This window comes from Thermoflexus hugenholtzii (genome assembly GCF_018771565.1).
Lineage (GTDB): Bacteria > Chloroflexota > Anaerolineae > Thermoflexales > Thermoflexaceae > Thermoflexus > Thermoflexus hugenholtzii_A.
This window is the reverse complement of the sequence record NZ_CP076326.1, coordinates 2102310-2127148: the sequence shown is the minus strand read 5'-3', so window position 1 is coordinate 2127148 and position 24839 is coordinate 2102310. Positions and strand designations below refer to the sequence as shown.

The 24839-nt window shown below is 67.6% G+C and carries 21 protein-coding genes; 11 read left to right on the top strand and 10 right to left on the bottom strand.

What is annotated here, in order from left to right:
* Positions 1–26: 26 nt before the first annotated feature.
* On the bottom strand, positions 27–1973 hold the full coding sequence (locus KNN16_RS09675; RefSeq protein ID WP_299283833.1) for an acetate--CoA ligase: 1947 nt from the start codon (positions 1971–1973) through the stop codon (positions 27–29).
* 270 nt (positions 1974–2243) lie between these two features.
* Here KNN16_RS09675 and KNN16_RS09670 point away from each other — a divergent pair, with 270 nt between their 5' ends.
* The 5 genes from KNN16_RS09670 to KNN16_RS09650 are packed head-to-tail and all read left to right on the top strand — an operon-like array spanning position 2244 to position 7517.
* Positions 2244–2801 (top strand): hypothetical protein, encoded by a 558-nt coding sequence (locus tag KNN16_RS09670; protein ID WP_299283835.1) that lies wholly within the window; start codon positions 2244–2246, stop codon positions 2799–2801.
* 31 nt (positions 2802–2832) lie between these two features.
* Positions 2833–5109: a molybdopterin-dependent oxidoreductase gene (locus KNN16_RS09665; protein WP_303896628.1), complete on the top strand. Its 2277-nt coding sequence runs from the start codon at positions 2833–2835 to the stop codon at positions 5107–5109.
* A gap of 1 nt (position 5110) precedes the next feature.
* On the top strand, positions 5111–5845 hold the full coding sequence (locus tag KNN16_RS09660; RefSeq protein ID WP_303896626.1) for a 4Fe-4S dicluster domain-containing protein: 735 nt from the start codon (positions 5111–5113) through the stop codon (positions 5843–5845).
* Positions 5846–5848: 3 nt separating this feature from the next.
* Positions 5849–6565: a formate dehydrogenase subunit gamma gene (locus tag KNN16_RS09655; protein ID WP_303896624.1), complete on the top strand. Its 717-nt coding sequence runs from the start codon at positions 5849–5851 to the stop codon at positions 6563–6565.
* Between the two features lie 34 nt (positions 6566–6599).
* The gene (locus KNN16_RS09650) at positions 6600–7517 is read left to right on the top strand and encodes a rhodanese-like domain-containing protein (protein WP_303896623.1); all 918 of its coding nucleotides are present in this window, start codon (positions 6600–6602) and stop codon (positions 7515–7517) included.
* Positions 7518–7573: 56 nt separating this feature from the next.
* On the opposite strand, the gene KNN16_RS09645 is transcribed toward KNN16_RS09650, so the two are convergent.
* From KNN16_RS09645 to KNN16_RS09605, 9 genes are all read right to left on the bottom strand, one after another.
* A complete protein-coding gene (locus tag KNN16_RS09645; protein WP_303896621.1) occupies positions 7574–8752 on the bottom strand; it encodes a tungsten cofactor oxidoreductase radical SAM maturase in 1179 nt (392 codons plus the stop codon).
* Between the two features lie 18 nt (positions 8753–8770).
* Entirely contained in the window at positions 8771–9442 is a 672-nt protein-coding gene (locus tag KNN16_RS09640) for a response regulator transcription factor (protein WP_299284079.1), read from the bottom strand.
* Positions 9402–10517 (bottom strand): sensor histidine kinase, encoded by a 1116-nt coding sequence (locus tag KNN16_RS09635; protein ID WP_303896619.1) that lies wholly within the window; start codon positions 10515–10517, stop codon positions 9402–9404. Before KNN16_RS09635 ends, KNN16_RS09640 begins: the two co-directional genes overlap by 41 nt.
* A 94-nt stretch (positions 10518–10611) precedes the next feature.
* A complete protein-coding gene (locus tag KNN16_RS09630; protein WP_366972284.1) occupies positions 10612–11922 on the bottom strand; it encodes an acetyl-CoA hydrolase/transferase C-terminal domain-containing protein in 1311 nt (436 codons plus the stop codon).
* A 30-nt stretch (positions 11923–11952) separates the two neighbouring features.
* Positions 11953–13062 (bottom strand): alanine dehydrogenase, encoded by a 1110-nt coding sequence (gene ald, locus KNN16_RS09625; protein ID WP_299284085.1) that lies wholly within the window; start codon positions 13060–13062, stop codon positions 11953–11955.
* Positions 13063–13284: 222 nt separating this feature from the next.
* A complete protein-coding gene (locus KNN16_RS09620; RefSeq protein ID WP_299284087.1) occupies positions 13285–13800 on the bottom strand; it encodes a CBS domain-containing protein in 516 nt (171 codons plus the stop codon).
* Between the two features lie 36 nt (positions 13801–13836).
* Positions 13837–14781, bottom strand: a complete 945-nt coding sequence (locus KNN16_RS09615) for a thiamine pyrophosphate-dependent enzyme (protein ID WP_299284089.1) — start codon at positions 14779–14781, stop codon at positions 13837–13839.
* 10 nt (positions 14782–14791) lie between these two features.
* A complete protein-coding gene (gene porA / locus KNN16_RS09610) occupies positions 14792–16045 on the bottom strand; it encodes a hypothetical protein (RefSeq protein WP_299284091.1) in 1254 nt (417 codons plus the stop codon).
* A gap of 11 nt (positions 16046–16056) precedes the next feature.
* Complete coding sequence (locus KNN16_RS09605; protein WP_299284092.1) at positions 16057–16971, bottom strand: 2-oxoacid:acceptor oxidoreductase family protein; 915 nt, start codon at positions 16969–16971, stop codon at positions 16057–16059.
* Between the two features lie 375 nt (positions 16972–17346).
* Between KNN16_RS09605 and KNN16_RS09600 the strand changes: the two genes are divergently transcribed.
* From KNN16_RS09600 to KNN16_RS09575, 6 genes are read left to right on the top strand one after another with little or no spacing between them, the layout of a single operon-like run.
* Positions 17347–17619 (top strand): ferredoxin family protein, encoded by a 273-nt coding sequence (locus tag KNN16_RS09600; protein ID WP_088571775.1) that lies wholly within the window; start codon positions 17347–17349, stop codon positions 17617–17619.
* Positions 17616–18806: a 2-oxoacid:acceptor oxidoreductase subunit alpha gene (locus KNN16_RS09595; protein WP_299284096.1), complete on the top strand. Its 1191-nt coding sequence runs from the start codon at positions 17616–17618 to the stop codon at positions 18804–18806. Before KNN16_RS09600 ends, KNN16_RS09595 begins: the two co-directional genes overlap by 4 nt.
* A complete protein-coding gene (locus KNN16_RS09590; protein ID WP_299284098.1) occupies positions 18766–19596 on the top strand; it encodes a thiamine pyrophosphate-dependent enzyme in 831 nt (276 codons plus the stop codon). Before KNN16_RS09595 ends, KNN16_RS09590 begins: the two co-directional genes overlap by 41 nt.
* Positions 19597–19608: 12 nt before the next feature.
* A complete protein-coding gene (locus KNN16_RS09585; RefSeq protein ID WP_088571773.1) occupies positions 19609–20190 on the top strand; it encodes a 2-oxoacid:acceptor oxidoreductase family protein in 582 nt (193 codons plus the stop codon).
* Positions 20187–23636: an FAD-dependent oxidoreductase gene (locus KNN16_RS09580; protein WP_303896615.1), complete on the top strand. Its 3450-nt coding sequence runs from the start codon at positions 20187–20189 to the stop codon at positions 23634–23636. The genes KNN16_RS09585 and KNN16_RS09580 overlap by 4 nt, the downstream gene beginning before the upstream one ends.
* Positions 23636–24817 (top strand): (Fe-S)-binding protein, encoded by a 1182-nt coding sequence (locus KNN16_RS09575; RefSeq protein WP_299284105.1) that lies wholly within the window; start codon positions 23636–23638, stop codon positions 24815–24817. Before KNN16_RS09580 ends, KNN16_RS09575 begins: the two co-directional genes overlap by 1 nt.
* Positions 24818–24839: the final 22 nt, after the last annotated feature.

Genomic DNA, 24839 nt, shown 5'->3' with positions numbered 1-24839 from the left:
GCTCCTCCGGATGATGGGCGGCTGTCTCAGCGAGCCCGGCGGATCTCCTCGACCGCCTGCGGGTTCTCCAGGGCGGAGAGGTCCCCGGGGTCACGCCCCAGGTAGACGGCGCGGATGACCCGGCGCATCAGCTTGGCGTTGCGGGTCTTGGGGATGTCGCGGACGAAGCGGACCTCCTTCGGCGCCAGGGCTTTGCCCATCCGCCGGGCCACGTGCTCCATCAGCGCCGCCCGCAGCTCCTCGTCGGGCTCATAACCGGGCCTCAGGACCACGAAGGCCACGGGGGCTTCTCCCTTGATCTCATCCGGGACGCCGATCACCGCCGCCTCAGCCACCGCAGGGTGCTCCACCAGCACGGATTCCATCTCCGCCGGGCCCAGGCGCTTGCCGCCCACCTTCAGGGTGTCATCCGCCCGCCCCAGGATATACCAGAAGCCGTCCTCGTCGATGTAAACCAGGTCCCCGTGATACCAGAGCCCCTCCCAGCGCGACCAGTAGGTCTCCAGGTAGCGTTCGGGATCCCGCCAGAAGCCCCGGGTCATCCCGGGGTTCAGGTTGCGGATCACCAGGAGGCCCACCTCTTCCCGCACCGGCCGCCCGGCCTCGTCCACGCAGTCCGCCTGGACGCCGGGGACGACGGTGTTGAAGGAGCAGGGTTTGAGGGGGCGCAGCACGGTGCAGCCCAGGATGCCTCCGAAGATCTCCGTGCCTCCGGAGTAGTTGATGATCGGACATCGCCCCTTGCCCACGTGCTGGAAGGTCCACAGCCACGGCTCCGGGTTCCACGGTTCGCCGGTGGAGCCCAGCAGGCGCAGCGAGGGCATGGCGTGACGATCCGGCCATTCCGTCCCCGCGCGCATGAGGGCCCGGATCAGAGTGGGGGAGACGCCCAGGATGGTGACGCCATGCCGCTCCACCAGCTCCCACAGGCGGTCCGGCTCCGGGTGATCGGGCGCCCCGTCGTAGATCAGGCACGTCGCGCCCAGGGTCAGGCTGCCCAGGATCAGCCAGGGCCCCATCATCCAGCCGATGTCGGTCACCCAGTGGATGACGTCCACCGGCTTCACATCGAAGAGGTGGAACATATCCTGGGCGGCTTTGATGGGCGCCCCGCCGTGGACGTGGACTGTCCCCTTGGGCCGGCCGGTGGTCCCTGAGGTGTAGATGATCATGAAAGGTGTCTCGCTGGGGAAGGCGGGCGCCTCGTGAACGGGCGCCCCCCGGCCGATGACCTCGTGGAGCCAGAGGTCCCGCCCTTCCCGCCACGGGATGGGGTTGCCGGCCCGGCGGACCACGAGGACCTTCTCCACGCTGGGGGCGGCGCGCAGGGCCTCATCGGCGATCTCCTTCATCGGAACGATCCGTCCCCGTCGGGGGAAACCATCCGCGGTGATCAGGAAGCGGGCCTCCGCGTCCTGCAGGCGCACGGCCACCGCCTCAGGGCCGAAGCCGGAGAACAGGGGGATGACAATGGCCCCGATGCGCATGGCGGCCAGCAGGGCGAAGGCCACCTCCGGGATCATGGGCAGGAACAACCCGATGCGATCGCCGGGCTGCACGCCCAGGGCGCGCAGCGCCCCGGCCAGCCGGGCGACCTCCTCGAAAACCTGGCGATAGGTGTAGCGGCGGATCTCCCCTTCTTCTCCCTCCCAGATCAGGGCGATGGCCTCCCCGCGCCCGGCCTCCACGTGGCGATCTAAAGCGCTCTCGGTGGCGTTCAGGGCCCCGTCCACAAACCATCGGGCCCATGGTGCCCCGTTGCGAACGTCCAGGGTCTCCCGATAGGGGGCGCGCCAGCGGAAGCCGGTGTCCTCGAAGAAGGCTTTCCAGAAGCCATGGGGGTCGGTGAAGGACCATTCGAGGAAGGCTTCATAAGAGGGAAGGCCCAGCCGGCGCATCTGGGCGGAGACGTTGCTCCGCTCCGCCGTCTCCGGGTCCGGATGCCAGACGACCTGAAGGTTCAACTCTTTCATGAAAGGCCCCTCCGGATGGGGGGATAGGCATGATCGCGTCCCCCAGGGTCCCGTCCCGTCCCCGCGCGGGCGCATCGGGTCCCGGAAGGCCCGCTCCGGGCGGGCGTGGAAGCCCTCTGTGAGGATTTTAACCCGGCCTGACGATAGGGCGCTCGTCAGCCGGCCGGAGCGGCCGGACCGGTCCCCCTTTCTCTTTTCCCTCGCTCAGAGTCGGGATTTCTCCCGCCCGCGGTGCGGGGATTTTCCCCTGCAGGATCCGGGAGTTCCCTGATGACAGGCGGGGTGGGGTTCGGGAAACTGAAAGTGGTCAAGGCGGAGGATCTCTCATTCCGGTTGGGGGCCAAGATGTTGCGAGTTCTTCTGGCGATCGCGTCTCCGTTGTTTCGTCAGACCATGCAGCGAGTGGCTCAGGCAGCCCTGGATCTACTTCCCTGGCCGGTGACGGTGGAAACGGTGGAAGCGCCTTCCGAGCTGGAGGAGAGGGCCGGGCGTGATCCGAGGACGTTACTGTTGCTGGATTGGGAATGGGCGAAAGAGGAAACGCCTGATCTCCTCTCCCGCATGTTCGATCGCAACCCTCAGATGCGCGTGGTGGTGCTGTTGCCGCCGGGCGCGCCGAAAGCCTATCGGTCCGCCCTCTGGGCAGCGGGGGCGTGCGCCAGCACCCCGCGGGATCGGCTGGATGAAGAGTGGATGGTCACGATCCTCTGCCTGGTCCGCCGGGCGATGGAGCGGGAGGGATTGTTGCCGGCGGCCCCCGCTCAGGAGGCCGGAGCCGGAGAAGGGGAGATCTCCGCCTCGTCTCGCTTGAGCCCCGTTGGTCCGTGAGGGTTTGAAGTCCGCTGGAGGAGGGTGTTCGATGAAGCTGACCCGTCGGGAGTTCCTGCAACGTGGGGGCGCCCTTGCGGGGATGTGGATGGGCCTCTCCCGGATCGGAGAGCCTGTGCTCGCCTTCCTTCGAGCCCGCGGGGCGCGCTGGCCGTGGTATCGTCCCGATGAGGTGCGGATCACTTACAACTACTGCGATATGTGCATGTGGCGCTGTGGCATGCTGGTCTATACCGTGAACGGCCGGGTCGTGAAGGTGGAGGGCAACCCGAAGGACCCGAAGAGCCGGGGCCGTCTGTGCGGCCGGGGTCAGGCGGCCGTGGCCCACCTTTACGATCCGGACCGTCTGCGCAAGCCGCTGATCCGCACCGGGGAACGGGGGACCTGGTCGTTCCGGGAGGCGACCTGGGAGGAGGCGCTGGATCGAGCGGCGGAAGCGCTGGCTCGCCTCCGGGATCAGTATGGGCCGGAGTCGGTGGCGTGGTTTGCCCACACCACCGGGGACTTCTGGTTCGGGGACTATCTGCCTCTGGCTTTCGGCAGCCCCAACGTCGGCAAGCCGGCCACCGGCCTCTGTCTGACCCCCCGCGAGGTTGCCGCTCAGATCACCTTCGGGCGGGGCGTAGGCGGCCACGAGCCGGTGGACTGGGAGAACACCCGCTACATCGTCCTCATCGGCAATCACATCGGGGAGAACGCCCACAACACAGTGATGCAGGACTTCGCCCGGGCCCTGGCCCGGGGGGCGAAGCTCGTGGTGGTGGATCCCCGCTGCTCCACGGCGGCGCTGAAGGCGCACCGCTGGCTGCCCATCAAGCCCGGCACGGACACGGCCCTTCTTCTGGCCTGGATGAACGTCCTGATCACCGAAGGGCTTTACGATCGCGAATACATCGAGAAATACACGGTTGGCTTTGAGCGTCTGGCGGAGCATATCCGTCCCTTCACTCCGGAATGGGCGGCCCCGATCACCGAGATCCCGGCGGAGGTGATCCGGGAGGTCGCCCGGGAGATGGCAGCCCACCGGCCTCAGGTGGTGATCCCGCCCGGGCGGCATGTGGTCTGGTATGGGAACGACACCCAGCGCATGCGGGCGCTCTTCATCCTGAACGTGTTGCTGGGCAACGTGGGGCGGCGGGGCGGCCTCTACATCCCGCGGGCGCCGGCCCTGGATCCCTATCCGCACCCGCCTTTCCCGGTGGAGGTGGCGGCGGGAGGATGCGGCGCGGCGGCGACGGGCATCCGGATCCCGGACACGCCGGGGCATCCGCCCCGCGCGGATGGGGTGGGGAGCAAGTTCGCCACCGGCCCCGTGGTCATCCAGGAGCTCATCGAGCCGATGATCACCGGCCAGCCCTATCCCATCCGCGGCCTGGTCGTCTACGGGGTCAACCTGTTCCATTCGATCCCCAACGTCCCGCGCACCATCGAGGCGTTGAAGCGCCTGGAGTTCGTCCTGGCCATCGATGTGCTCCCCCAGGAGCACCTGGCCTGGGCGGACATCGTCCTGCCGGAGGCGACGTTCCTGGAGCGTTACGATGAGCTGTGGGTGGCTTTGCACCGCACGCCCTACATCGCCTTGCGGGAGCCGGCGGTGGAGCCTCTGCCGGACACCCGTCCGGGTTGGTGGATCGCCCGGGAGCTGGGGTTGCGGCTGGGTCTGGCCGATTACTTCCAGTGGTCCAGCATCGAGGAATACCTGAACACCCGCCTGATGTCCGTGGGCCTCTCCCTGGACCGGCTGCGGGAGGCGGGCGGGGTCTTCACTTGGCCCGGCAAGCCTTACCTGGAGGACTACGGGGAGGGGGAGACGCCGTTCCCCACCCCCAGCGGCAAGATCGAGATCTACTCGGAGGCCCTGGCCCGGGCGGGTTTCGATCCGCTCCCCGTTTATGAGCCGGTGGAGGAGCCGCTGCCGGGATACTTCCGCCTGCTGTATGGGCGGCACCCGCTCCACACCTTCGGCAAGACCCAGAACAACCCCTGGCTGGCGGAGGTTTATCCGGAGAACGAGGTGTGGGTCAACGATGAGGCGGCTGCCGCGCTGGGCTTGAAGAACGGCGACCTGGTTCTCCTGGAGAACCAGGACGGCGTCCGCAGCGGTCCGGTGCGGGTGCGGGCGACCCCGCGTATCCGCAAGGATGCCGTCTATCTGGTTCACGGCTTCGGCCATCGGGGTTCCCGGTTGAGCCGGGCGGAGGGACGGGGGGCGAGCGACAACCTGCTCATCACCCGGTATCGTCTGGATCCGATCTCGGGCGGGGCGGGGATGCGGGTGAATTTCGTGCGCCTGATCCGGGAGGTGTGAAGTGGCCCGACTGGCGATGCTCATCGACCTGAGCCGATGTCTGGGTTGTCAGGCCTGTGTGATCGCCTGCAAGGCCGGCCGGGAGCTGGCCCCCGGAGAGCGATGGGTGGAGATCCGGGAGGTGGTGTGGGGCCGCTTCCCCGAGCTGCGGGGCGCCTTCGTCCCTCATCGTTGCTTCCACTGTGCGGAGGCGGCATGCGTCCAGGTCTGTCCGACCGGCGCCCTCTACAAGCGCGATGGCTTCACGCTGGTGGATTTCGACCGATGCAGCGGGTGCGGCTACTGCGTCGAAGTTTGCCCATATAAGGTGCCGCGCCTGGTGGACGGACGCGTCTCCAAATGCGCTTCGTGTCTCGATTTGGTCCAGAGGGGTGAGGAGCCCTGGTGCGTCCGAACCTGCCCGGCGGGGGCCCTGCAGTGCGGGACCCGGGAAGAGATCCTGGCGGAGGCGCGGGCGCGGGTGGCCGCTCTGAAGGATCGCTACCCCGAGGCTCAGATCTATGGAGAGACCCAGATGGGCGGTCTGGGGGTCATCATGGTGCTTCCGGCACCGCCGGAGGCGCTGGGCCTGCCGGCGCAGCCGCAGATCCCGCCCCTGGCCATCTGGAAGGATGGGGTTCAGCCCTTGAGTCTGGGCGCCCTCGCGCTCAGCGTCCTCACCAGCGGGATCGCCTTCTTCATCGCCCGGCGGCGTCATTTAGAGGAAAAGCGGAACTCGCAAAACCATGGGGAGTGAACCATGGCCACGCGGACTGTCCGATGGGTGCTGCGCTATCGTCCGGGCCAGCGGGTGGTCCACTGGCTCCACGCGGGGGCCTTCTTCGTTCTCCTCATCACCGGGCTGGCCCTGATCTGGCCACCCCTCTCCTTCCTCGCGGCCGGCGGCCTCTCCCGCCTGCTGCACCGGGTGGCGGCGGTGATCTTCCTCCTCACCCCCGCCCTGTATGCCCTTCTGGACTTCCGGGGGCTTCGGGATCTGGTTCGGGATTCCTTCACCTACACCCGAGAGGATCTGGAATGGCTGAAAGGTTTCCCGGGCTATTTCCTGGGTCGCACCTCGCATCTGCCCCCTCAGGGGCGGGTCAACGCGGGCCAGAAGATCCATCACGCCCTCACCATCATCGCTTACTTTGCCATCTCCGGCTCCGGCCTGGCCCTGTGGCTGGGCAAGGGCTCCCTCGGGCCCACCGGCCTGCTCGCGGCAACGCTCGTTCATGATCTCTCGATGGCCCTGATGGCCATCCTCACCGTAGGCCACATCTATTTCACTTTCGTCTACGATGCCCTGCCGGCGATGACCACTGGCTACGTCAGCGAGGAATACGCTCGGATGGAGCATGCCCTGTGGCTGGCCTCCATCCCCCAGGAGCCTCCCTATGTGATCGAAGTGCAGGAGGAGATCCCGGAGCCTCGCCGGGTTCGCGGCGCCCGGGCCGAGGAGGAAGCAGTGGGATAAGCATGCACGAAACCCTGAGTCTCAGGAGGCAACCATGAAGCGGACGTTGTGGATCCTTCTCACCATCTTTGCTCTAACGCTGGCGGCCTGCGGGCCTGCGGTCGCTCCGACGCCCACCGTGGCCCCTCCCACGCCGACGGTGGCGCCCACTCCGGTCCCGCCGACGCCCACCAAAGCGGCCCTCGATGTGAAGGCGGTGGTGGATCGGTTTTTGAGCGGGATTCCGGACAAGTATTACACGGTGGGGACGGTGGAAGCGTTGAAGGACATGCTGGCGGCGGGGAATGTGGTGCTGGTGGATGTGCGGGAGCCGAACGAGTATGCGGAGGGGCACATCCCTGGGGCGGTGAACATCCCGATTCGGACGCTGGCGAAGAATCTGGACAAGTTGCCGAAGGACAAGCCGGTGGTGGTCTATTGCCGGACGGGGCATCGAGCGGGGATGGCCACGGCGGCGCTGCAGCTGCTGGGCTACACCAACGTGCGCAACTTCACCCCCGCCATTGTCGGCTGGAAGGACGCGGGGGAGCCGCTCAGCACCGAGCCGGTGGAAGCGCGCTCCGTCGGACAGCCCCAGGTGGATCCGGAGCTCCTCGCGGTGGTGGATCGGTTTTTGAGCGGGATTCCGGACAAGTATTACACGGTGGGGACGGTGGAAGCGTTGAAGGACATGCTGGCGGCGGGGAACGTGGTGCTGGTGGATGTGCGGGAGCCGAACGAGTATGCGGAGGGGCACATCCCTGGGGCGGTGAACATCCCGATTCGGACGCTGGCGAAGAATCTGGACAAGTTGCCGAAGGACAAGCCGGTGGTGGTCTATTGCCGGACGGGGCATCGAGCGGGGATGGCCACGGCGGCGCTGCAGCTGCTGGGCTACACCAACGTGCGCAACTTCACCCCCGCCATCGTCGGCTGGCAGAAGGCCGGGGAGCCCGTGGAGAAAGCCCAGTGAAGCCGGCGAGGGCATCTGGCGGGTCAGACCCTGGAGGGGTCTGACCCGCTTTTTCTTCATGGGCAGCGGATGATATCCTGAGCCCAGAGACAATCGGCGCAGGAGGGAGTGTTTCCCCAGCAGTCCTCGTTGTGGGCGGCGTAGTAGCAGGCCATCCCGCAATCCACACAAGAGGGGAAACGGAAGGCCCGCACTTTCGCCCGGAACCGCACATATTCCTCCGAGCCCCAGATCTCGATGAGGGGTTGTTGCTGGATGAAGCCCAGGATGTAGGCGGTGACCTCTTTGCGACGTCCGTAAATGTAATAGGGATAAGAATGCATCAACGCATAGCAGGGGCTGACCCCGCCGTCCCAGCGGATCACGGTGGAGCGTTCTTCGATAAAGCGGCAGCGCCGCATCGCGCCCCATCGGGAGCGCGGCATGCGAGCGAGGCCCCAGACCAGCCAGTCCCCGCCGGGGACCGGCCAGCCGGGGAGGGCGGGGAGGGGCTCTCCGCGGTCATACAGGATGGCCTGGGCCTGATCCGGCGTGTGGGGGAGCAGATGGGTGATGAGAACGAACGAGGCTCCCAGCGCCTGGGCCAGGCGGGGGACATGAGGGAGCTCCGGGAGGCTGTCCCGGGTGAGCACGAACTCCAGCCCGATGCGGGGGACCAGGCGGCGGTGCGCCCGCGCCAGCGCCTGCAGCCCGCGGATGTTATCGATGACCCGATCCAGGCCGTCGACCAGGCCGGCCTGCCGATAGGCCTGAAGGTGGGCGGTGTCGATGGACACAACCACCGTGTCCAGCCCGGCTTCCGACAGCGCCTCCGCCATCGCCCGATCCAAAAGCAGGCCGTTAGTGGTCAGGGTGATCCCCACACCCAGGGTTCGTGCCAGGGCCACCATATCCGCGATGCGGGGATGGACGAGAGGCTCCCCGAACCCGCCGAACGTGATCCGGCGCAGCTCCGGGAAGGCCCGCAGCTGTCGGATGAGCTCTTCGAAAACCTCCCAGCGCATGGATCCGGGGCGATCCCGCCAGACCCGACGGATGCAGATGGCGCAGTTGAGATTGCAGAGGGCAGTGACCTCCACGTAAACGCGGCGCAGATCGGGGCGGATGGCGTGGAAAGCCCATCCATCCTCCGTTTGCTCCAGCACGCCTTCCGTCCCCGGCTCCACGCCGTATGAACGAAGGATCTCCGGGGGGAGGCGCAGCGTTCCGTCCGCTTCAAGCCTCAAACGGGCCAAAGGGGTCCTCCTTTCGAATCAAGCGGTCTCTTCGGAGATCAGGCCTTTGCGGAGGGCATAACGCACCAGCTCGGCCCGGGTGCGCAGATGCAGCTTCTCCATGATGCGCGTTCGGTAAGTCTCCACCGTTTTCACGCTGAGGTTCAATTTCTGAGCGATCTCCGCGTTGGTGTGACCCTCCGCCAGCAGGCGGAGGATCTCCCGCTCCCGCTCGCTGAGGCTCTCGTAGGAATCCTGCTCACGCCCGGCCCGAACCTGGGCGAGGTAATCGTCCAGGAGCATGCGGGTGGCGGAGGGATAGAGGAAGACATCGCCTCGGGCTACCACCCGGATGGCTTCGATCAGCTCCTCATCCGCAGCGGTCTTGCGAACGTATCCGGAGGCCCCCGCTTTGAGGACGGGAAAGAGGTAGCGTTCGTGGGCGTGGACGGTGAGGATCAGGATGTAGGTGGAAGGGGAACGTTCGCGGATCCGCCGGGTCGCCTCCAGCCCGTCCAGCTCCGGCATCGAGATGTCCATGATGACCACGTCGGGGCGGAGCCGCTCGGCCAGCTGCACCGCCTCCAGGCCGTTCCCGGCCTCCCCCACCACCTCCATGTCCGGCTCTTCTTCGATCAGCGCCCGCAGACCCCGGCGGAGCACCGGGTGGTCATCCGCGATCAGGATGCGGATCTTCCGTCCTCCGTTCATCATGCCAGACCTCCCGAGCCAGACAATGGGGTCCACCCGCAGGCACCCGGGCGCGGATGCGCGTGCCCTTGCCGGGGGCGGAATCGATCTCCAGCGTCCCCCCGATCAGGGCGAGACGCTCGGCCATCCCGATCAGCCCGAGGGAGCGGGCGCGCGACCGCCGGACCGCCTCCGGGTCGAAGCCGACCCCGTCATCTGCGATGAAAAGCTCCAGATGCTCCGTTGAGCAGTTTAATGTAACCTCCACCCGGGTGGCCCGGGCGTGCCGGGCGATGTTGGTCAGGGCTTCCTGGGCGACCCGATAAAGAACCAGCTCCACCTGGCGGGGCAGCCGTTCGATCCGTCCCTGGACCCGGAGGGTGATGGGGACCCCTGTCTGTTTCTGGAACTCCTCCGCCTGCCATCGCAGCGCTTCCACCAGCCCCAGGTCATCCAGGATGGCGGGGCGGAGCTCCATGGCGATCCGGCGGAGATGCTCCAGGGCGGCGGCGGTCATCCGCTGGAGCTCCTCCACCTCCGGGCGCATCTCCGGGGGGAGGTTGCGGAGAAGCAGGCGCTGGCGGATCAGCAGGGAGGTCAACCATTGGGCGGCCTCATCGTGCAGTTCCCGCGCGATCCGTGCCCGTTCCTCCTCCTGAGCCTGCAGGATCTGCTGGGAGAGCCAGTGCAGGCGCTCGCTGTTGCTGGCGATGGTCTCCACCATCCGGTTGAAGGTCTCCACCAGCCGTTCCATCTGAGCGTCGCGGAAGGGGTGGAGAGGGACGCGCACATCGAGCCGGCCCTGACGGATCGCTTCGGCCGCTTCCTGGAGCTGTTCCAGAGGACGAAGGGCCCAGCGCAGCAGGAAGCTGTAGATCAGGGCGCTCAGCGCCGTCCCTCCCGCCGCGAAGAGCAGGATGTAAACGTAGTGCCAGCGATGATAGGCCTCCCCGGACAGCTGGTGGCCTGCCCGAAAGGACAGGGTGGTGCCGATCACGGCCCCGGCCGCGACCAGGAGGGTGTTGGCGATCAGGATCTTGTAGAACAAAGGCAACCGGAGCCCCCGTTCCCCCAGGACGCGCAGGAGATCCCTCACGCCTCCCCTTACCGGAAGGGATCCTCCATCAGGGAGCGGCTTGCTCATCCTGTTCTTTCATCCGGATCACAGGTTCAAGAAGCGCGCCGCCGGGTCATCGGTCCTCCCGCAGATAACGCAGCTCGTAGGCGGCGCGCTCCAGCTCTTCCCGGAAGTCCGGGTGGGCGATCTCGATCAGGGCGCGGGCCCGCTGGCGGATGGTCTTCCCATAGAGATCCGCCACCCCCCACTCGGTGACCACGAAGCGGACATGGTTGCGGGTGGTGGTGACGCCGGCGCCGGGTTTGAGGGTGGGCACGATGCGGCTGATCACCGTCCCATCCTTCAGGCGGGCGGTGCTGGGCAGGGCGATGATAGGCAGCCCCCCGCGGGATCGGGAGGCGCCGTAGATGAAATCCAGCTGCCCGCCCACCCCGCTGTAGAAGAGATGGCCGATGCTGTCCGCGCAGACCTGCCCGGTGAGATCCACCTCGATGGCGGAGTTGATAGCCACCATGCGTTCGTTTTGGGCGATGATGAAGGGGTCGTTCACGTAATCGGTGGGATGCAGCTCAAAGATCGGGTTGTCGTGGACGAACTCGTAGAGCCGGCGGGTGCCCAGCATGAAGCCGGCCACGATCTTCCCGGGGTGCAGGGTTTTCCGCTCCCCCGTGATCACCCCTTTCTCCACCAGATCGATGATCCCATCGGAGAACAGCTCGGTGTGGATCCCCAGGTCCTTGTGATTCGTAAGCGCCCGGAGGACGGCGTCGGGGATGGCCCCGATGCCGGTCTGCAGCGTGGCGCCGTCCGGGACCATGGCGGCGATGTGCTCAGCGATGCGCCGGGCCACCTCGGACTGCTCCGCCATGTGGACCTCGGGGAGAGGGTAGGAGACAGGGACGACGGCGGTGAGCCGGGAGATGTGGATGAAGCTGTCGCCCAGGGTGCGGGGCATGTGTTCATTGACCTCCGCGATCACCACGCGCGCCGACTGGGCCGCCGGCTTGGTGATCCCCACCTCCACCCCAAAGGAGCAGAACCCATGCTCATCCGGCGGCGAGACCTGGATGAGGGCCACGTCCAGAGGGAGCCGGCCGCTGCGGAACAGGCCGGGGATCTCAGAGAGGAAACAGGGGGTGAAATCGGCCCGACCCTCCTGGACGGCCCGACGAACGTTGTCGCTGATGAAGAGGGTGTTGACGCGGATGTGCCGCTCCATGCCGGGGGCCACATAATCCGCGGGGCCCACGGTGAGGACCTGCACGATCTCCACGTTCTCCAGCTGAGGGGCGTATTCCACCAGGGCGGCTAACAGGCGCTGAGGGACCCCGCAGTTCCCCGAGAGGAACACCCGCATCCCGGATCGGATGTAGCGACGGACGGCTTCCTCCGGCGTCATCAGCTTCTCGCGGTAGAGTTCCATCCAGGACATCGGATGCCTCCTCGACGAGGATCACCCCTGGCGGATCGAAGCCTCCATCTCCAGAACGCGGGCCAGCTCCGGGTGGGTCACCCGGCCCTCCCGCGTGTTCACCCCGCGGGCCAGGGCAGGATCCCGATCCAGGGCCTCCTCCAGACCCACCCGGGCGATCTCCTCCAGGAAGGGCCAGAGAGCGTTCGTCAGCGCGTGCGTGGCGGTCCGCCCCAGCACGCCGGTCATGTTGGGCACCGCGTAGTGGATCACCCCCTCCTCGACGAAGGTGGGGTCGCGATGGGTGGTGGGGCGGCTGGTCTCGACGCACCCGCCCTGATCGATGGAGATGTCCATGATCAGGGAACGGGGTTTCATGGCGCGGACCATCTCCCGGGTGACCAGGATGGGCGTGCGGGCGCCGGGCACCAGCACGGCGCCGATCAGCACATCGGCGAAGCGGACGACCTTGCGCAGGTTATAAGGATGGGAAACCATGGTGATGACCTGGCTTCCGCACAGCTCCTCGAGGCGCTGGAGCCGGCGGATGTCTTTGTCCAGCACGTAGACGCTGGCTCCCATGCCGGCGAAGGCCCGGGCGGCGTTGGAGCCTACGACGCCGGCCCCCAGGATCACCACCTCAGCGGGTGGGACGCCCGGGGCGCCGCCCAGGAGGATCCCTTTGCCCCCCCGGTCGTTCTGAAGCAGGGTGGCCGCTACATGGGCGGCCATGCGTCCGGCGATGGCGCTGATCGGAGCCAGGATGGGGAGGCTCCCGTCGTCGGCCTGCACCGTCTCGTAGGCGATGGCGGTGATCCGCCGCCGGAGCAGGATCTCGATCTTGTCCCGTCGGGCGGCGGCGAGATGGAGGAAGCCCATCAGGGCCTGGCCCTCCCGCAGCCATTCGAACTCCTCCTGAGTGGGCCGCGCCACCTTCACGACGAGATCCGCCCGTCCGTAGACCTCAGGCCCGGAGTAGACGATCTGAGCGCCTGCGCGGCGGTAGTCCTCATCCGTGAAGCCGGCTCCCAGGCCCGCCCCGCTCTCCACCCACACCGTATGTCCGGCCTGGGTCAGCATCTCCACCCCTGCCGGGGTGAGGCTCACCCGGTATTCCTCCGGTCGGCGCTCTTTCGGGATCCCGATGTGCATCCTGACCTCCGCGCGTTCCGAATTCCGGCGGTTCCTGTTTCCCAGTTTACTCCACCTGCTTTCGGAGGTCCCCGCGCATCCTGTGGCCGGAGCCGGCCAGGCGGGCATCGGAACGGCGCGGCCGGGCTCCGGGCGTCGGGAGCGGGGAGGAACGGAGGAGCGCAGGGCCTGGATCCAGGCCCTGCGCCGACGGGAAGGGTCGTTCCAGGATCCTCGGAAGGCTCACGCCCGCCTGGAAGCGTTGGATGAAGGGGCTCCCGATGGGATCGGGAAGGCGGAAGCGCTCTCGGGGCGTCGCATCCGGCTCCAGGGGATCTCATCCACGCCGAACTCCAGGAGCCGGATGAGCAGATCCATGAGATCCGTCTCGGTGATGATCCCGACCAGGCGATCTCCCTCGACGACGGGCACCCCGCCGAACTTGTGATCCCGCATCAGACGCACCACCTCGATCAGCGGGGTATCCGGGGAGACCGTGATGGGGTCAGGCGTCATGCAGGCCCGCACCGGCACATGCTCCAGGAGGAGCCGGTCCGAGCGCCGTTCGTGGAGCACCAGCGGGGAATTCAGGGCCAGTCGCACATCCCGATCCGTGATGATCCCCACCAGCCGGTCCCCCTCCACCACCGGCAGCCGCCGGCAGCGACGGGAGCGCATCTTCTCCACCGCTACGCCCAGCGGGTCGTCCGGCCGGACGGTGACCGGGTTGGGGGTCATGATATCTCGCGCTACCAGCATCGCACGCCTCTCCGTGCTCAGGGTTGCCGAAGGGGTTCAGGCCGTCTCACCGCAGCGACGCAGCAGCTCCTCCCAGCGTCGATCCACCTCCGCCTGGATCTCCGCCACCAGGTCCTGGAACTCCGGCCGGAGCAGGTGAGCGAACCGGCCCTGGAGCCGGAGGTATTCGGTGATGGGGAGCTTGCGGCGCGGCCGGTAGTTCAGCCGCCACACCCCATCCTCGACCTCGAAGAGGGGCCAGTAGCATGTCTCGACGGCCAGGCGGGTGACCTCGATGGTCTGGGCCGGATCGTGCCGCCAGCCCCGGTTGCAGTCGGAAAGGGCGTTCAGGAAGGCAGGGCCTCCGCTGGCCACGGCCTTGCGCACCCGGGTCATCAGATCCTTCCAGTGGGAGGGGGCGACCTGGGCCACATAAGGGATCCGGTGGGCGGCGACGATGGCGGTCAGATCCTTGCGCCACTGGGGTTTGCCCGGCATGACCTTCCCCACCGGCGTGGTGGTGGTCCAGGCCCCCCGGGGGGTGGCACCGGAGCGCTGGATGCCGGTGTTCATGTAGCCTTCGTTGTCCAGACACACGTAGAGGAAGCGGTGCCCGCGTTCCAGCGCCCCTGAGAGGGCCTGAAGGCCGATATCGTAGCTCCCTCCATCCCCGGCGAAGGCCACGAAGACCACCCGGCGGTCGGCCGGGAGGACCCCCCGGCGGACGAGGGCGCGGTAAGCGGCCTCCACCCCCGCGGCCACGGCGGCGGTGTTCTCGAAGGCCACGTGGATCCAGGGCACGCGCCACGCCGTGTAGGGGAAGATGGTGGTGGAGACCTCCAGACAGCCGGTGCCGTTGATCACCACCACCGGGTCGTCGATGGCCAGCAGGACCTGCTTCACGATGATGGCCTCCGCGCATCCGGCACACAGGCGGTGCCCGCTGGAGAGAGGCGTGGGCTTTTCCGACAGGATCTTCAGGTTCAGAGGAGTAGCCGCCATGGGGACCTCCTCAATCGCCGGCCATCGTGGCCTCGGGGATCCAGAGGGACCACTCGGCGGGGCTGGGCAGCGGCAGCTCGCCGCGGACCCCCACGTAGGTGACCGGGCGGGTGACCGCGCCGCGATCGGCGATCTGCATCAGGTCGGTGAAGATCCCCTCGATCTCCGAGGGGGTGATGTCCCGCCCGCCCAGGCCGAACACGTAGTCCGCAATGGGGATGTGCAGGCCGTGGCGGTGGGCGGCCGCCAGCAGATCCAGCCAGAGGGGGCCTCCGTTCTCCAGCGCCCCGAAAGCGATGGCCCGGTCCATCACGCCGATGGCCCGCAGGTGCCGCAGGGCGGCGATGATCTCATGATCCGGGAAGGGACGATAAACCCGCGGCTTGAGCAGGCCGACCCGCCAGCCCATCCGCCGCAGGTTGTCCACCGCCACGCGGGCGGTCCCGGCGGTGGAGGAGAGGACCACCACCGCCACCTCGGCGTCCTCCAGCTGGTAGGTCTCGAAGAGCCCGTAGCGGCGTCCGAAGCGTCGGGCGAAATCCTCGGCCACCTCCAGGATCGCGTCTTTCGCCCGGCGCATGGCCTCCACCTGGTGGCGTTTGTGTTCGAAGTAATAGTCGTAGAAATCCAGGGCCCCGAAGGTGAGCGGCCGCTCGAAGTTCAGGAGCGTGCAGGCCGGCTGATAGGTCCCCAGGAAGGCCCGCACCGCATCGTCGTCCTCCACCCACACGCGCTCCACCGCGTGGCTGGTGATGAAGCCGTCCTGCATCACCATCACAGGCAGGCGGACCTGGGGGTGCTCCGCGATGCGCACGGCCTGCAGGGTGTTATCGTAGGCCTCCTGAGCGTTCTCCGAATAGATCTGGATCCAGCCCGTGTCCCGGGCGCCCATGGAGTCGGAGTGGTCGCAATGGATGTTGATGGGCGCGGAGAGGGCCCGGTTGACGACGGGCATCACGATGGGCAGCCGCATCGCGGCGGCAATGGGGAGGATCTCCCACATCAGGGCCAGGCCCTGGGAGGAGGTGGCGGTCATGGCGCGGGCCCCTGCGGCCGCCGCGCCCACGCAGGCGCTCAGGGCGCTGTGCTCGCTCTCCGCCTGAATGAACTCCGTGGGGACCTCCCCGTCCGCCACGAACTGGGCGAAGGTCTGCACGATCCCGGTCTGAGGGGTGATGGGGTAAGCGGCCACCACGTCCGGGGCGATCTGCTTCATCGCGTAGGCCACCGCCTCGGTGCCTTCCAGCGCCATCCATCGGCCCATCGCGCACCTCCTTACGCTCCGGCCATCACACGGGCTTCCTCGACCATGGTGATGGCCTTGGGCGGGCAGACGGCCGCGCAGATCCCGCATCCTTTGCAGTGGAGCTCATCGAAGCCCACGAACCGCCCGCCGGCCACCCGAACCGCATCATCCGGACAGTAGAGCCAGCAGTAGAGGCAGTGCGTGCATTTCTCCATCTCCACCACCGGCCGGAAGGTCCGCCAGCCTCCCGTGGCATACGCCACAGCGTTCCCGGCGTCCAGGATCAGGCCGCCCCGGGGCAGCTCAAACCAGGGGAGGGCCATCCCCGCCGTGGAGGCTTCCAGCGCCCATTCGCCCGCCGGGATCCGGCCGGGATCGATGCGCACCTCCTCAAAGCCCCGGCGGACCGCTTCCAGGTTAGCCTGGACGATGGCCTCCCCGAATTTGGGGGCGAGGTGATGGTGGAGGTGGCGGGTGAGATCTTCCAGGGAAAAGAGCCCGGTCACCCGGGCCAGGGCGCCCAGCAACGGCGTGTTGGGGAGGTTCCGCTGCAGGACCTCCAGGGCGATCCGGGTGGCATCCAGGAGGGCCAGGCGGCCCGGATAGCCCCGCGCCCGGGCCCGGACCCGGTCCGGAGGCAGTCCGGAGTTGACCACCAGCCAGCCCTCGGGCTTCAGCCCTTCCAGGATGGTCGGATCCCCCAGGAGGGTTTCATCCAGCACGATCACGAGATCCGGCGCCTGCACCTGCGAGTGCAGGGAGATCGGGGAGCGGCTGAGGCGGGTGAAGGCCCGGATGGGCGCCCCGCTGCGTTCCGGCCCATAATCTGGAAAGGCCTGGATGAAGTACCCGGCCTCCATGGCCGCCTCCGCCAGGAGGCGGGCGGCGGTCACCACCCCCTGGCCCCCGCGCCCATGCCATCGGATTTCGATCATCTCCCCCATCGCAGCTCTCCCTTCGCGGAATCCCGGACGGCCACGGTGAGGCTTCCGGGGCGAACCCGGATCGTCGTCGATTTTCCTCTACAAATCACTGTAGAATCGCGCGGGGATTTCTCCAGTGATCTCCGGCCCGCTTTTGGGGTGAAGAATGTCGAGTTCCCACGTGGCGTTCGCCCGGCCTTCCCTCCTCGTGATGGAAGTCACAGGGATCAGGTGATCAAAATTACTACAACAGGGGTGATCATTTTCTTAAGGTGAGAATTGAACCAGCGTTGTCGACCCTGTGAGACTGCGGGCGGTTGCATCGCTGGTCTCTCCCCGCTGTCATCGTGCCGCGCTGTGCCCGGAGCCGCCCCAGCCGCCGATATGGGGGGCATCATGCGGGTCTACGCTCGGCAGCCGCTGAACCTGACCCAGGTTCGGATCCCACGGGGGCAGGTTTTCCTCATCCCCGAGCGCTGCAAGGGCTGTCAGATGTGTGTGGAGTTCTGTCCCCAGCAGGTGCTCCGCATGTCCAGCCGGATGAACTCGCGCGGTTACCACTACCCGGAGATCGCGCCCGGCAAAGAGAACGCCTGTGTCCATTGCGAGTTCTGCATGATGGTCTGCCCGGAGTTCGCCATCTTCACCCTTGAGGTGGACTCGGCATGACGGGCCGGGGTGTGTTGACGGGCGTTCATTTCATGCACGGCGACCATGCCTGCGCCGAGGGGGCCATCGCTGCGGGGTGCCGCTTCTTCGCCGGGTATCCCATCACCCCCTCCACGGAGATCGCCGAGCGCATGGCCCAGCGCCTCCCGGAGGTGGGAGGGGTCTTCATCCAGATGGAGGACGAGATCGCCAGCATCATGGCGGTGCTCGGCGCCTCGGCGGCCGGCGCCCGGGCGATGACCGCCACCTCCGGCCCGGGCTTCAGTCTGATGATGGAGAGCGTGGGCCTGGCGGCCATGCTGGAGATCCCCTGTGTGATCGTGGATGTGCAGCGCGGCTCCCCCTCCACCGGGCTGCCCACGCTCCCCGGCCAGGCGGATGTGATGCAGGCCCGCTGGGGCTCCCACGGGGATTACGAGATCGCGGCCTATGCCCCATGGTCCCCTCAGGAGATGTTCGATCTCACGGTGCTGGCCTTCAACGTGGCCGATCGCTTCCGGATCCCGGTGATGGTGATGGCCGATGAGGTGGTCGGTCACATGGTCGAGCGAGTGGTGATCCCGCCCGAAGACCAGATCCCCCGCTGGGAGCGGAAGCGGCCCCGCTATCCCGCCGGCAACGGGTTCAAACCTTTCCTGGTGGAAGATGAGGACCTGGTCCCTCCTATGGTGCACGCCGGGGAGGGATATCGGGTGCACTTCACCGGGCTGACCCACGACGAGCGGGGCTACCCGGACATGTCCGCCGAGACGCATCACCGCCTGGTGACCCGGCTGGTGGAGAAGGTGCGGCGGAACGCCCATCAGATGATCCGCTACGACACGTATGCGCTGGAGGACGCGAAGATCGTGGTCATCTCTTACGGGTGCACCGCCCGTTCGGCCCGGCGGGCGGTGGCGGACGCCCGCCGCATGGGGATCCCCGCCGGGCTGTTGCGGCTGATCTCCCTCTGGCCTTTCCCGGCCGAGGTGGTGCGGGAGCTGGCGAAGCAGGCGGAGGTCTTCATCGTGGCGGAGATGAACCTGGGTCAGATGATCTGCGAGGTCGAACGCTACGTCTCCCAGCCCGTGAAGGGGGTTTTCCACGCCGGCGGGGCGATGATCCCGCCGGATCCGATCCTGCAGGCCATTCGGGAGGCAGCCTTCCATGGCGCACGCGTGGGTGGCGGAAAAGCATCCCCTGGATGATCTCATCCGCCGGGACCGCATGCCCCATATCTGGTGCCCGGGGTGCGGCATCGGCATCGTGATGCGCTGTTACGCCCAGGCGATCCTGGAGTCCGGCATCCCGGTGGAGCGCCATGTGGTGGTCTCGGGCATCGGCTGCACGGCGCGGGTGCCCGGCTATATGAACCTGGATTCGTATCACGTCACCCATGGGCGCCCCATCCCCTTCGCCATCGGCCTCAAGCTGATGAAGCCCGAGCTGATGGTCACAGTGTTCAGCGGGGATGGGGACCTGGCGGCCATCGGCGGGAACCACCTGATCCACGCCGCCCGACGCAATGTGGACATCAAGGTGATCTGCATCAACAACTTCAATTACGGCATGACGGGCGGTCAGGTCGGGCCCACCACACCTCTGGGGGCGAAGACCACCACCACGCCTTACGGCAACCCGGAACACCCCTTCAATCTCCCCTATCTTTTGGCGGCCGCGGGGGCGGTCTTCGTCTCCCGGTGGACAACCCTTCATGTCCGCCAGATCAAGCAGGACATCCTGTATTCCTTCCGCAAGCCCGGTTTCACCTTCATCGAGGTCCTGGCGCCGTGCCCGGTGGGTTTCGGGCGGCCCAACGACATCGAGGACGGCGTGGAGGAGATGCGGCTGTATCGCCGCCGCAGCGTCCTGGTCTACCGGGTGCCGGAGGAGGTGCCCTGGGAGGCCCTGGAGGTGGACCTGCGGGAGGAGCGCCCCATTTACGTGGGTCGGTTCGTGGATCGGGAGCGGGAGGTCTTCCGGCCGGTGCGCCGATGAAGGGAGGATGCGATGCGCGTGGAGATCCGGATCGCGGGCTTCGGCGGGCAGGGGGTGGTGTTGGCCGGCTACATCCTGGGCAAGGCCTTCGCCGTCTATGAAGGCCTGGAGGCGGTGATGACTCAATCCTACGGGCCGGAGGCCCGAGGGGGGTCCTCCAGCTCCAACGTGGTGGTCTCCGATGAGCCCATCGATTACCCCTTCGTGCTGGAGCCGGACGTCCTGATCCTGCTCTCCCAGGAGGCCTACACCCGGTTCCGCCCTACGGCCAAGCCGGACGCCCTCGTCATCATAGAGGAGGATCTCGTCCAGCCCTGGCCGGAGGATCGTCCGCTTGGGATCCCGGCGACCCGGCTGGCGGAGGAGCTGGGGCGGCGCATCGTCGCCAACATGGTCGTCCTGGGGTTCCTCGCCGGGGTCTGGGGACAGGTGCGGCCGGAATCGGTGGAGAAGGCCATCGAGACCACCCTGGCCCCCCGGCTGGTCCCCCTGAACCGGAAAGCCTTCGCCGCCGGCTATGAATACGCCCGGACGCGCTTCCCGTCCTTCCGTGGCGCAGTTCCCCTGGAATCCCCGGAGGAGCGGCCGCGATGAGCGATTCGGTCCTGGTCATCGGCGGGGGGATCGCAGGGATTCAGGCGGCGCTGGATCTGGCCAACGCCGGCGCGCGCGTGGTGCTGGTGGAGCGGGAGCCCACCATCGGGGGGAAGATGGCCATCCTGGACAAGAACTTCCCCACTCTGGACTGCTCCATCTGCATCGAGGCGCCCAAGATGTCTGAGGTCGGTCTCCACCCGAACATCGAGCTGCTCACCCTGGCCGAGGTGGAGCGGGTGGAGGGCCATGCGGGAGATTTCGAGGTAACCATCCGCCAGCGGGCTCGCTTTGTGACGGATCAGTGCACCCGCTGCGGCGAGTGCGTGAGCGTCTGCCCGGTGGTCCTCCCCAACGAGTTCGACGTCGGGATGGCGGCCCGCAAGGCCATCTACACCCCCATCCCGCAGTCGGTGCCCGGCGCTTATGTGATCGACATCGAGAACTGCCTGAACGATCCTCCCCATTACCTTCCGTGCCACCGGTGCGTGCAGGCCTGTCAGCCGGGGGCCATCGATTTCCTGATGCCCCGGGAGCGCCGCTTGGTGCGCCGCGTGGGGGCCATCATCGTGGCCGTGGGCTATGAGACGATCGACCCGCGGCTGCTGCGGGAGTTCGGATATGGCACCCATCCCGACATCCTGACGGCCCTGGAGTTCGAACGTCTGCTCACCTCCGCCGGCCCGACGGGAGGCGAGATCCTGCGCCCCTCCAACGGCGAACACCCCCACAACATCCTGTTCGTCCTGTGCGTCGGATCCCGGGACCGCCGGTTCTTCCGGCATTGCTCCCGCATCTGCTGCATGTATTCCATCAAGCACGCCTACCAGGCCATCGACCACGGCATCCGGGACGTGACCGTCCTCTACATGGACATCCGGGCTTACGGGAAGGGTTTCGATGGCTTCTGGGAGCGGACCCGCGAGGCCGGCGCCCGCTTCGTCCGGGGGCGCCCGGCCCGGATCGCGCCCAACGGGGACGGTCGGATTCGGGTGACCTATGAGGATACGGAGCGGGGGGTGCGCGTCTCGGAGGATTACGATATGGTCGTGCTGGCCACGGCGGTCTCCCCGCCCGACGGCCTGGCGGATCTGGCCCAGCGCCTGGGGATCGAGCTGGATGAGGACGGCTTCATCCGGGCCCTGGAGGGGGTGGGCGGTCTGGTGCGAACCACGCGGCCGGGGATCTACGCGGCGGGTTGCGCCACCGGGCCCAAGGACATCCCGGACAGCGTCTCGGAGGGGAGCGGGGCCGCCGCCCTCGCCCTGAGCCACCTCACCCGCCGCCACTGGCCGGAGCCCCCGCAGGTGGAACCGATTACGGACATCGAAACCCCTCGGGTGGGAGTCTTCGTCTGCCATTGCGGCAGCAACATCGCCGGGGTGGTCGATGTGGAGCGGGTGGTGGAGTTCGCCCGGACCCTTCCCGATGTGGTCTACGCCACCCATCAGATGTTCTCCTGCGCGGGGAACACCCAGAAGGAGATCGAGGAGGCCATCCGCCGGGAGCGGATCAACCGGGTGGTGGTGGCCGCCTGCTCCCCCCGCACCCACGAGGCCATCTTCCGCGGGGTGCTCCAGCGCGCGGGCCTGAACCCGTATCTCCTGGAGATGGCCAACATCCGCAACCTGGACTCCTGGGTGCATAAGGCGGATAAGGAGGCGGCCACCGTCAAGGCGATGGACATGGTCTGGATGGCGGTGGAGAAGGCCCGGCGTCTGACCCCTGGGGAGCCCTCCCAGCTGCCCCTCACCCAGCGGGCGCTGGTGATCGGCGGCGGGATCGCCGGGATGACGGCGGCCATCGCCCTGGCCCGCCAGGGCTTTGAGACCCACCTGGTGGAGCGGAGCGCCGAGCTGGGCGGCCTCCTGAACCAGCTGGACGAGCTCTCGCCCTCCGGCCTGAAGGCTCGGGAGCTCGTGGAGGCGAAGAAGCGGGAGCTCCTCCAGAGCGGCGTCCATGTGCATCTGGGGAAGCAAATCGAGACCATCGGCGGGGTGGTGGGCAACTTCCAGGCCCGCCTGAGCGACGGCACCACCCTCCAGGTGGGCGCCATCGTGATGGCCACAGGGGCGGAGCCCTATCGGCCCACGGAGTTCGGCTACGGAAGCGACCCGCGGGTCATCACCAACCTGGAGCTGGAGGCGATGCTCCGGCGCGGCGCCGTCGAAGCCGAGCGCATCACCTTCGTGGGCTGTGTGGGCTCGCGCCAGGGCAACATGGGCTGCTCCCGCTACTGCTGCACCTCGATGATCGGCCAGGCCCTGCGCCTGCGGCGGATGGGGAAGAAGGTGCGGATCCTCTACCGGGAGATCCGCACCTACAGCCGCAACGCCGAGGAGCTCTACGAGCAGGCCATGCGGGAGGGCGTTCAGTTCTTCCGCTACGATCCCGATCGACCGCCCCAGGAGGCCATCGCCTTCGAGGATGGCCATGTGATCTTCTACGATCATCTCTCGCAGGCGTATCTCCGCCTGCCCACGGATCTGCTGGTCCTGGCGGTGGGCCTGCGCCCGGCCGCTGACGGCCTGGCTGAGCAGCTCCGGCTCTCCCGCAGCGAGGACGGCTTCCTGATGGAGCTCCATCCCAAGCTGGGCCCGGCGGAGACGGCCACCCAGGGCATCTACCTGGCGGGGACCGCGCAGGGGCCGAAGGATGTGCGGGAGGCCATCGCTCAGGGCCTGGCGGCAGCGGCCAAGGCCGGCGCCCTCCTCGCCCGCGGGGTCATCGAGAAGGAGCCCCTCACCGCCCGGGTGGACCTGGAGAAGTGCATCGGGTGCATGCGCTGTGTGAAGGTCTGCCCCTTCAACGCCATCGAGCCCACCGGCCCCGTGAAGGTGGGGAAGGTGCGCATCATCGAGGCGGCCTGCATGGGCTGCGGCACGTGCGCCGCCGAGTGCCCGACGGACGCCATCATCATGCCCTTCTTCACCAAGGAGCAGATCCTGGCTCAGATCGACGCGGCCCTGGCCGAGCGGCCGGAGGAGAAGTGCCTTGTGTTCACCTGCAACTGGTGCTCCTACGCCGGGGCCGATCTGGCCGGCATCGAGAAACGCCAGTATCCGCCCTCCTCGCGGATCATCCGGACGATGTGCTCCGGGCGCTTCGAGGAGGATTTCATCGCCCGCGCCTTCGAGAAAGGAGCTGGGGCGGTGCTGATCACCGGCTGCCGGCTGACAGAGACCGGTTCGGATTGCCACTACAACTACGCCAACCGGCAGACCTGGAAGCGCTTCCAGTATTGGCAGCGGAAGTTCACCCGCATGGGCATCGAGCCCGAGCGGTTGCAGCTGCGCTGGATCTCGGCGGCGGAGGGCAAGGAGTTCGCGGAGAAGCTCCGGGAGATGGACGAGGTCGTCCGCCGCTACGTCCGCAAGCTGCGCGGGGAAGCCGTCCCGGCCCCCGAGCGTGCGGCCCAGCCCGCTGAGACGGCAGGAGGCGAGTGATGCTCGAGATGCCCGTCCTGACCCCCGACGAGGCGCTGTGGGAGCGCCTGTTCCGGGAGACGCAGGGGGCGATGGCCCTCTGCTATCAGTGTGGGGTCTGCACCGCCGCGTGCCCCTGGGGCCTGGTTCGGCATGAGCCCTTCTCCGTGCGGGCCATGATGCGCCGGGCCCAGGTCGGCCTGCTGGACGGGGATGAGCACCTATGGTTGTGCGCCGCGTGCGCTCAGTGCGAGGCCCTGTGCCCCCGCGGGGTGCCGGTCTCCGAGATCTTCCAGAGCTTGCGGGAGCAGGCTTGGGAAACCCGTCGCATCCCCCGGGGCCTCTCCGCGGTGCTCTGGTCGGTCTACTGGAACAACAATCCCTGGTTCCAGCCTCCCTCCTACCGCGTCCGATGGGCCCGCGACCTGGAGGTGCCCCGCTTCGATCCGGCCCAGCACGAGGTCCTCTACTATGTGGGTTGCACCTCCGCCTATGACCGGCGGGCCCAGAAGGTCGCCCGCGCCCTGGTGCAGCTCCTCCGGGCCGCCGGCGTGCGTTTCGGCACCCTGGGCAACGATGAGCCCTGCTGCGGGGAGGCCGTCAAGAGCCTCGGACACCGCCCTTACTTCTACGAGATCGCCCAGAACAACGCGAAGATCTTCGCCGACGCGGGAGTGCGGGAGCTCATCACCACCTCCCCGCATTGCTACGATGTGTTCCAGAATCACTACCCCCGGTTCCAGGCGGAGTTCCGTCCCTATCACTACACCCAGTATCTGGCCCGCCTGCTGGAGGAGGGCCGCCTCCGGTTCTCCCGGGAGGTCCGGCTTCGGGTCACCTATCACGATCCGTGCTACCTGGGGCGGCGCAACGGCGAATACGAGGCTCCCCGCCGGATCCTGGACGCGATCCCCGGCCTGGAACGGGTGGAGATGGCCCACTCCGGTCCGGAGGCCCTGTGCTGCGGCGGCGGAGGGGGGCGGATGTGGCTGGAGACGCGGGCCGGCGAGCGGTTCGCCGACCTCCGGGTTCAGGAGGCCCTGCAGACCGGGGCCCAGGTGATCGCCACCGCCTGCCCGTTCTGCATGGCCTGCCTGGAGGACAGCTTGAAGGGTCTCGGCGTGCAGGGGATACGGGTGCTGGATGTGGCCGAGATCGCGGCCATGGCGGTCAGCCCCTCCGGAACGGACCTGCGCATCTGATGCGTCGCATCCAGCGGAAAGG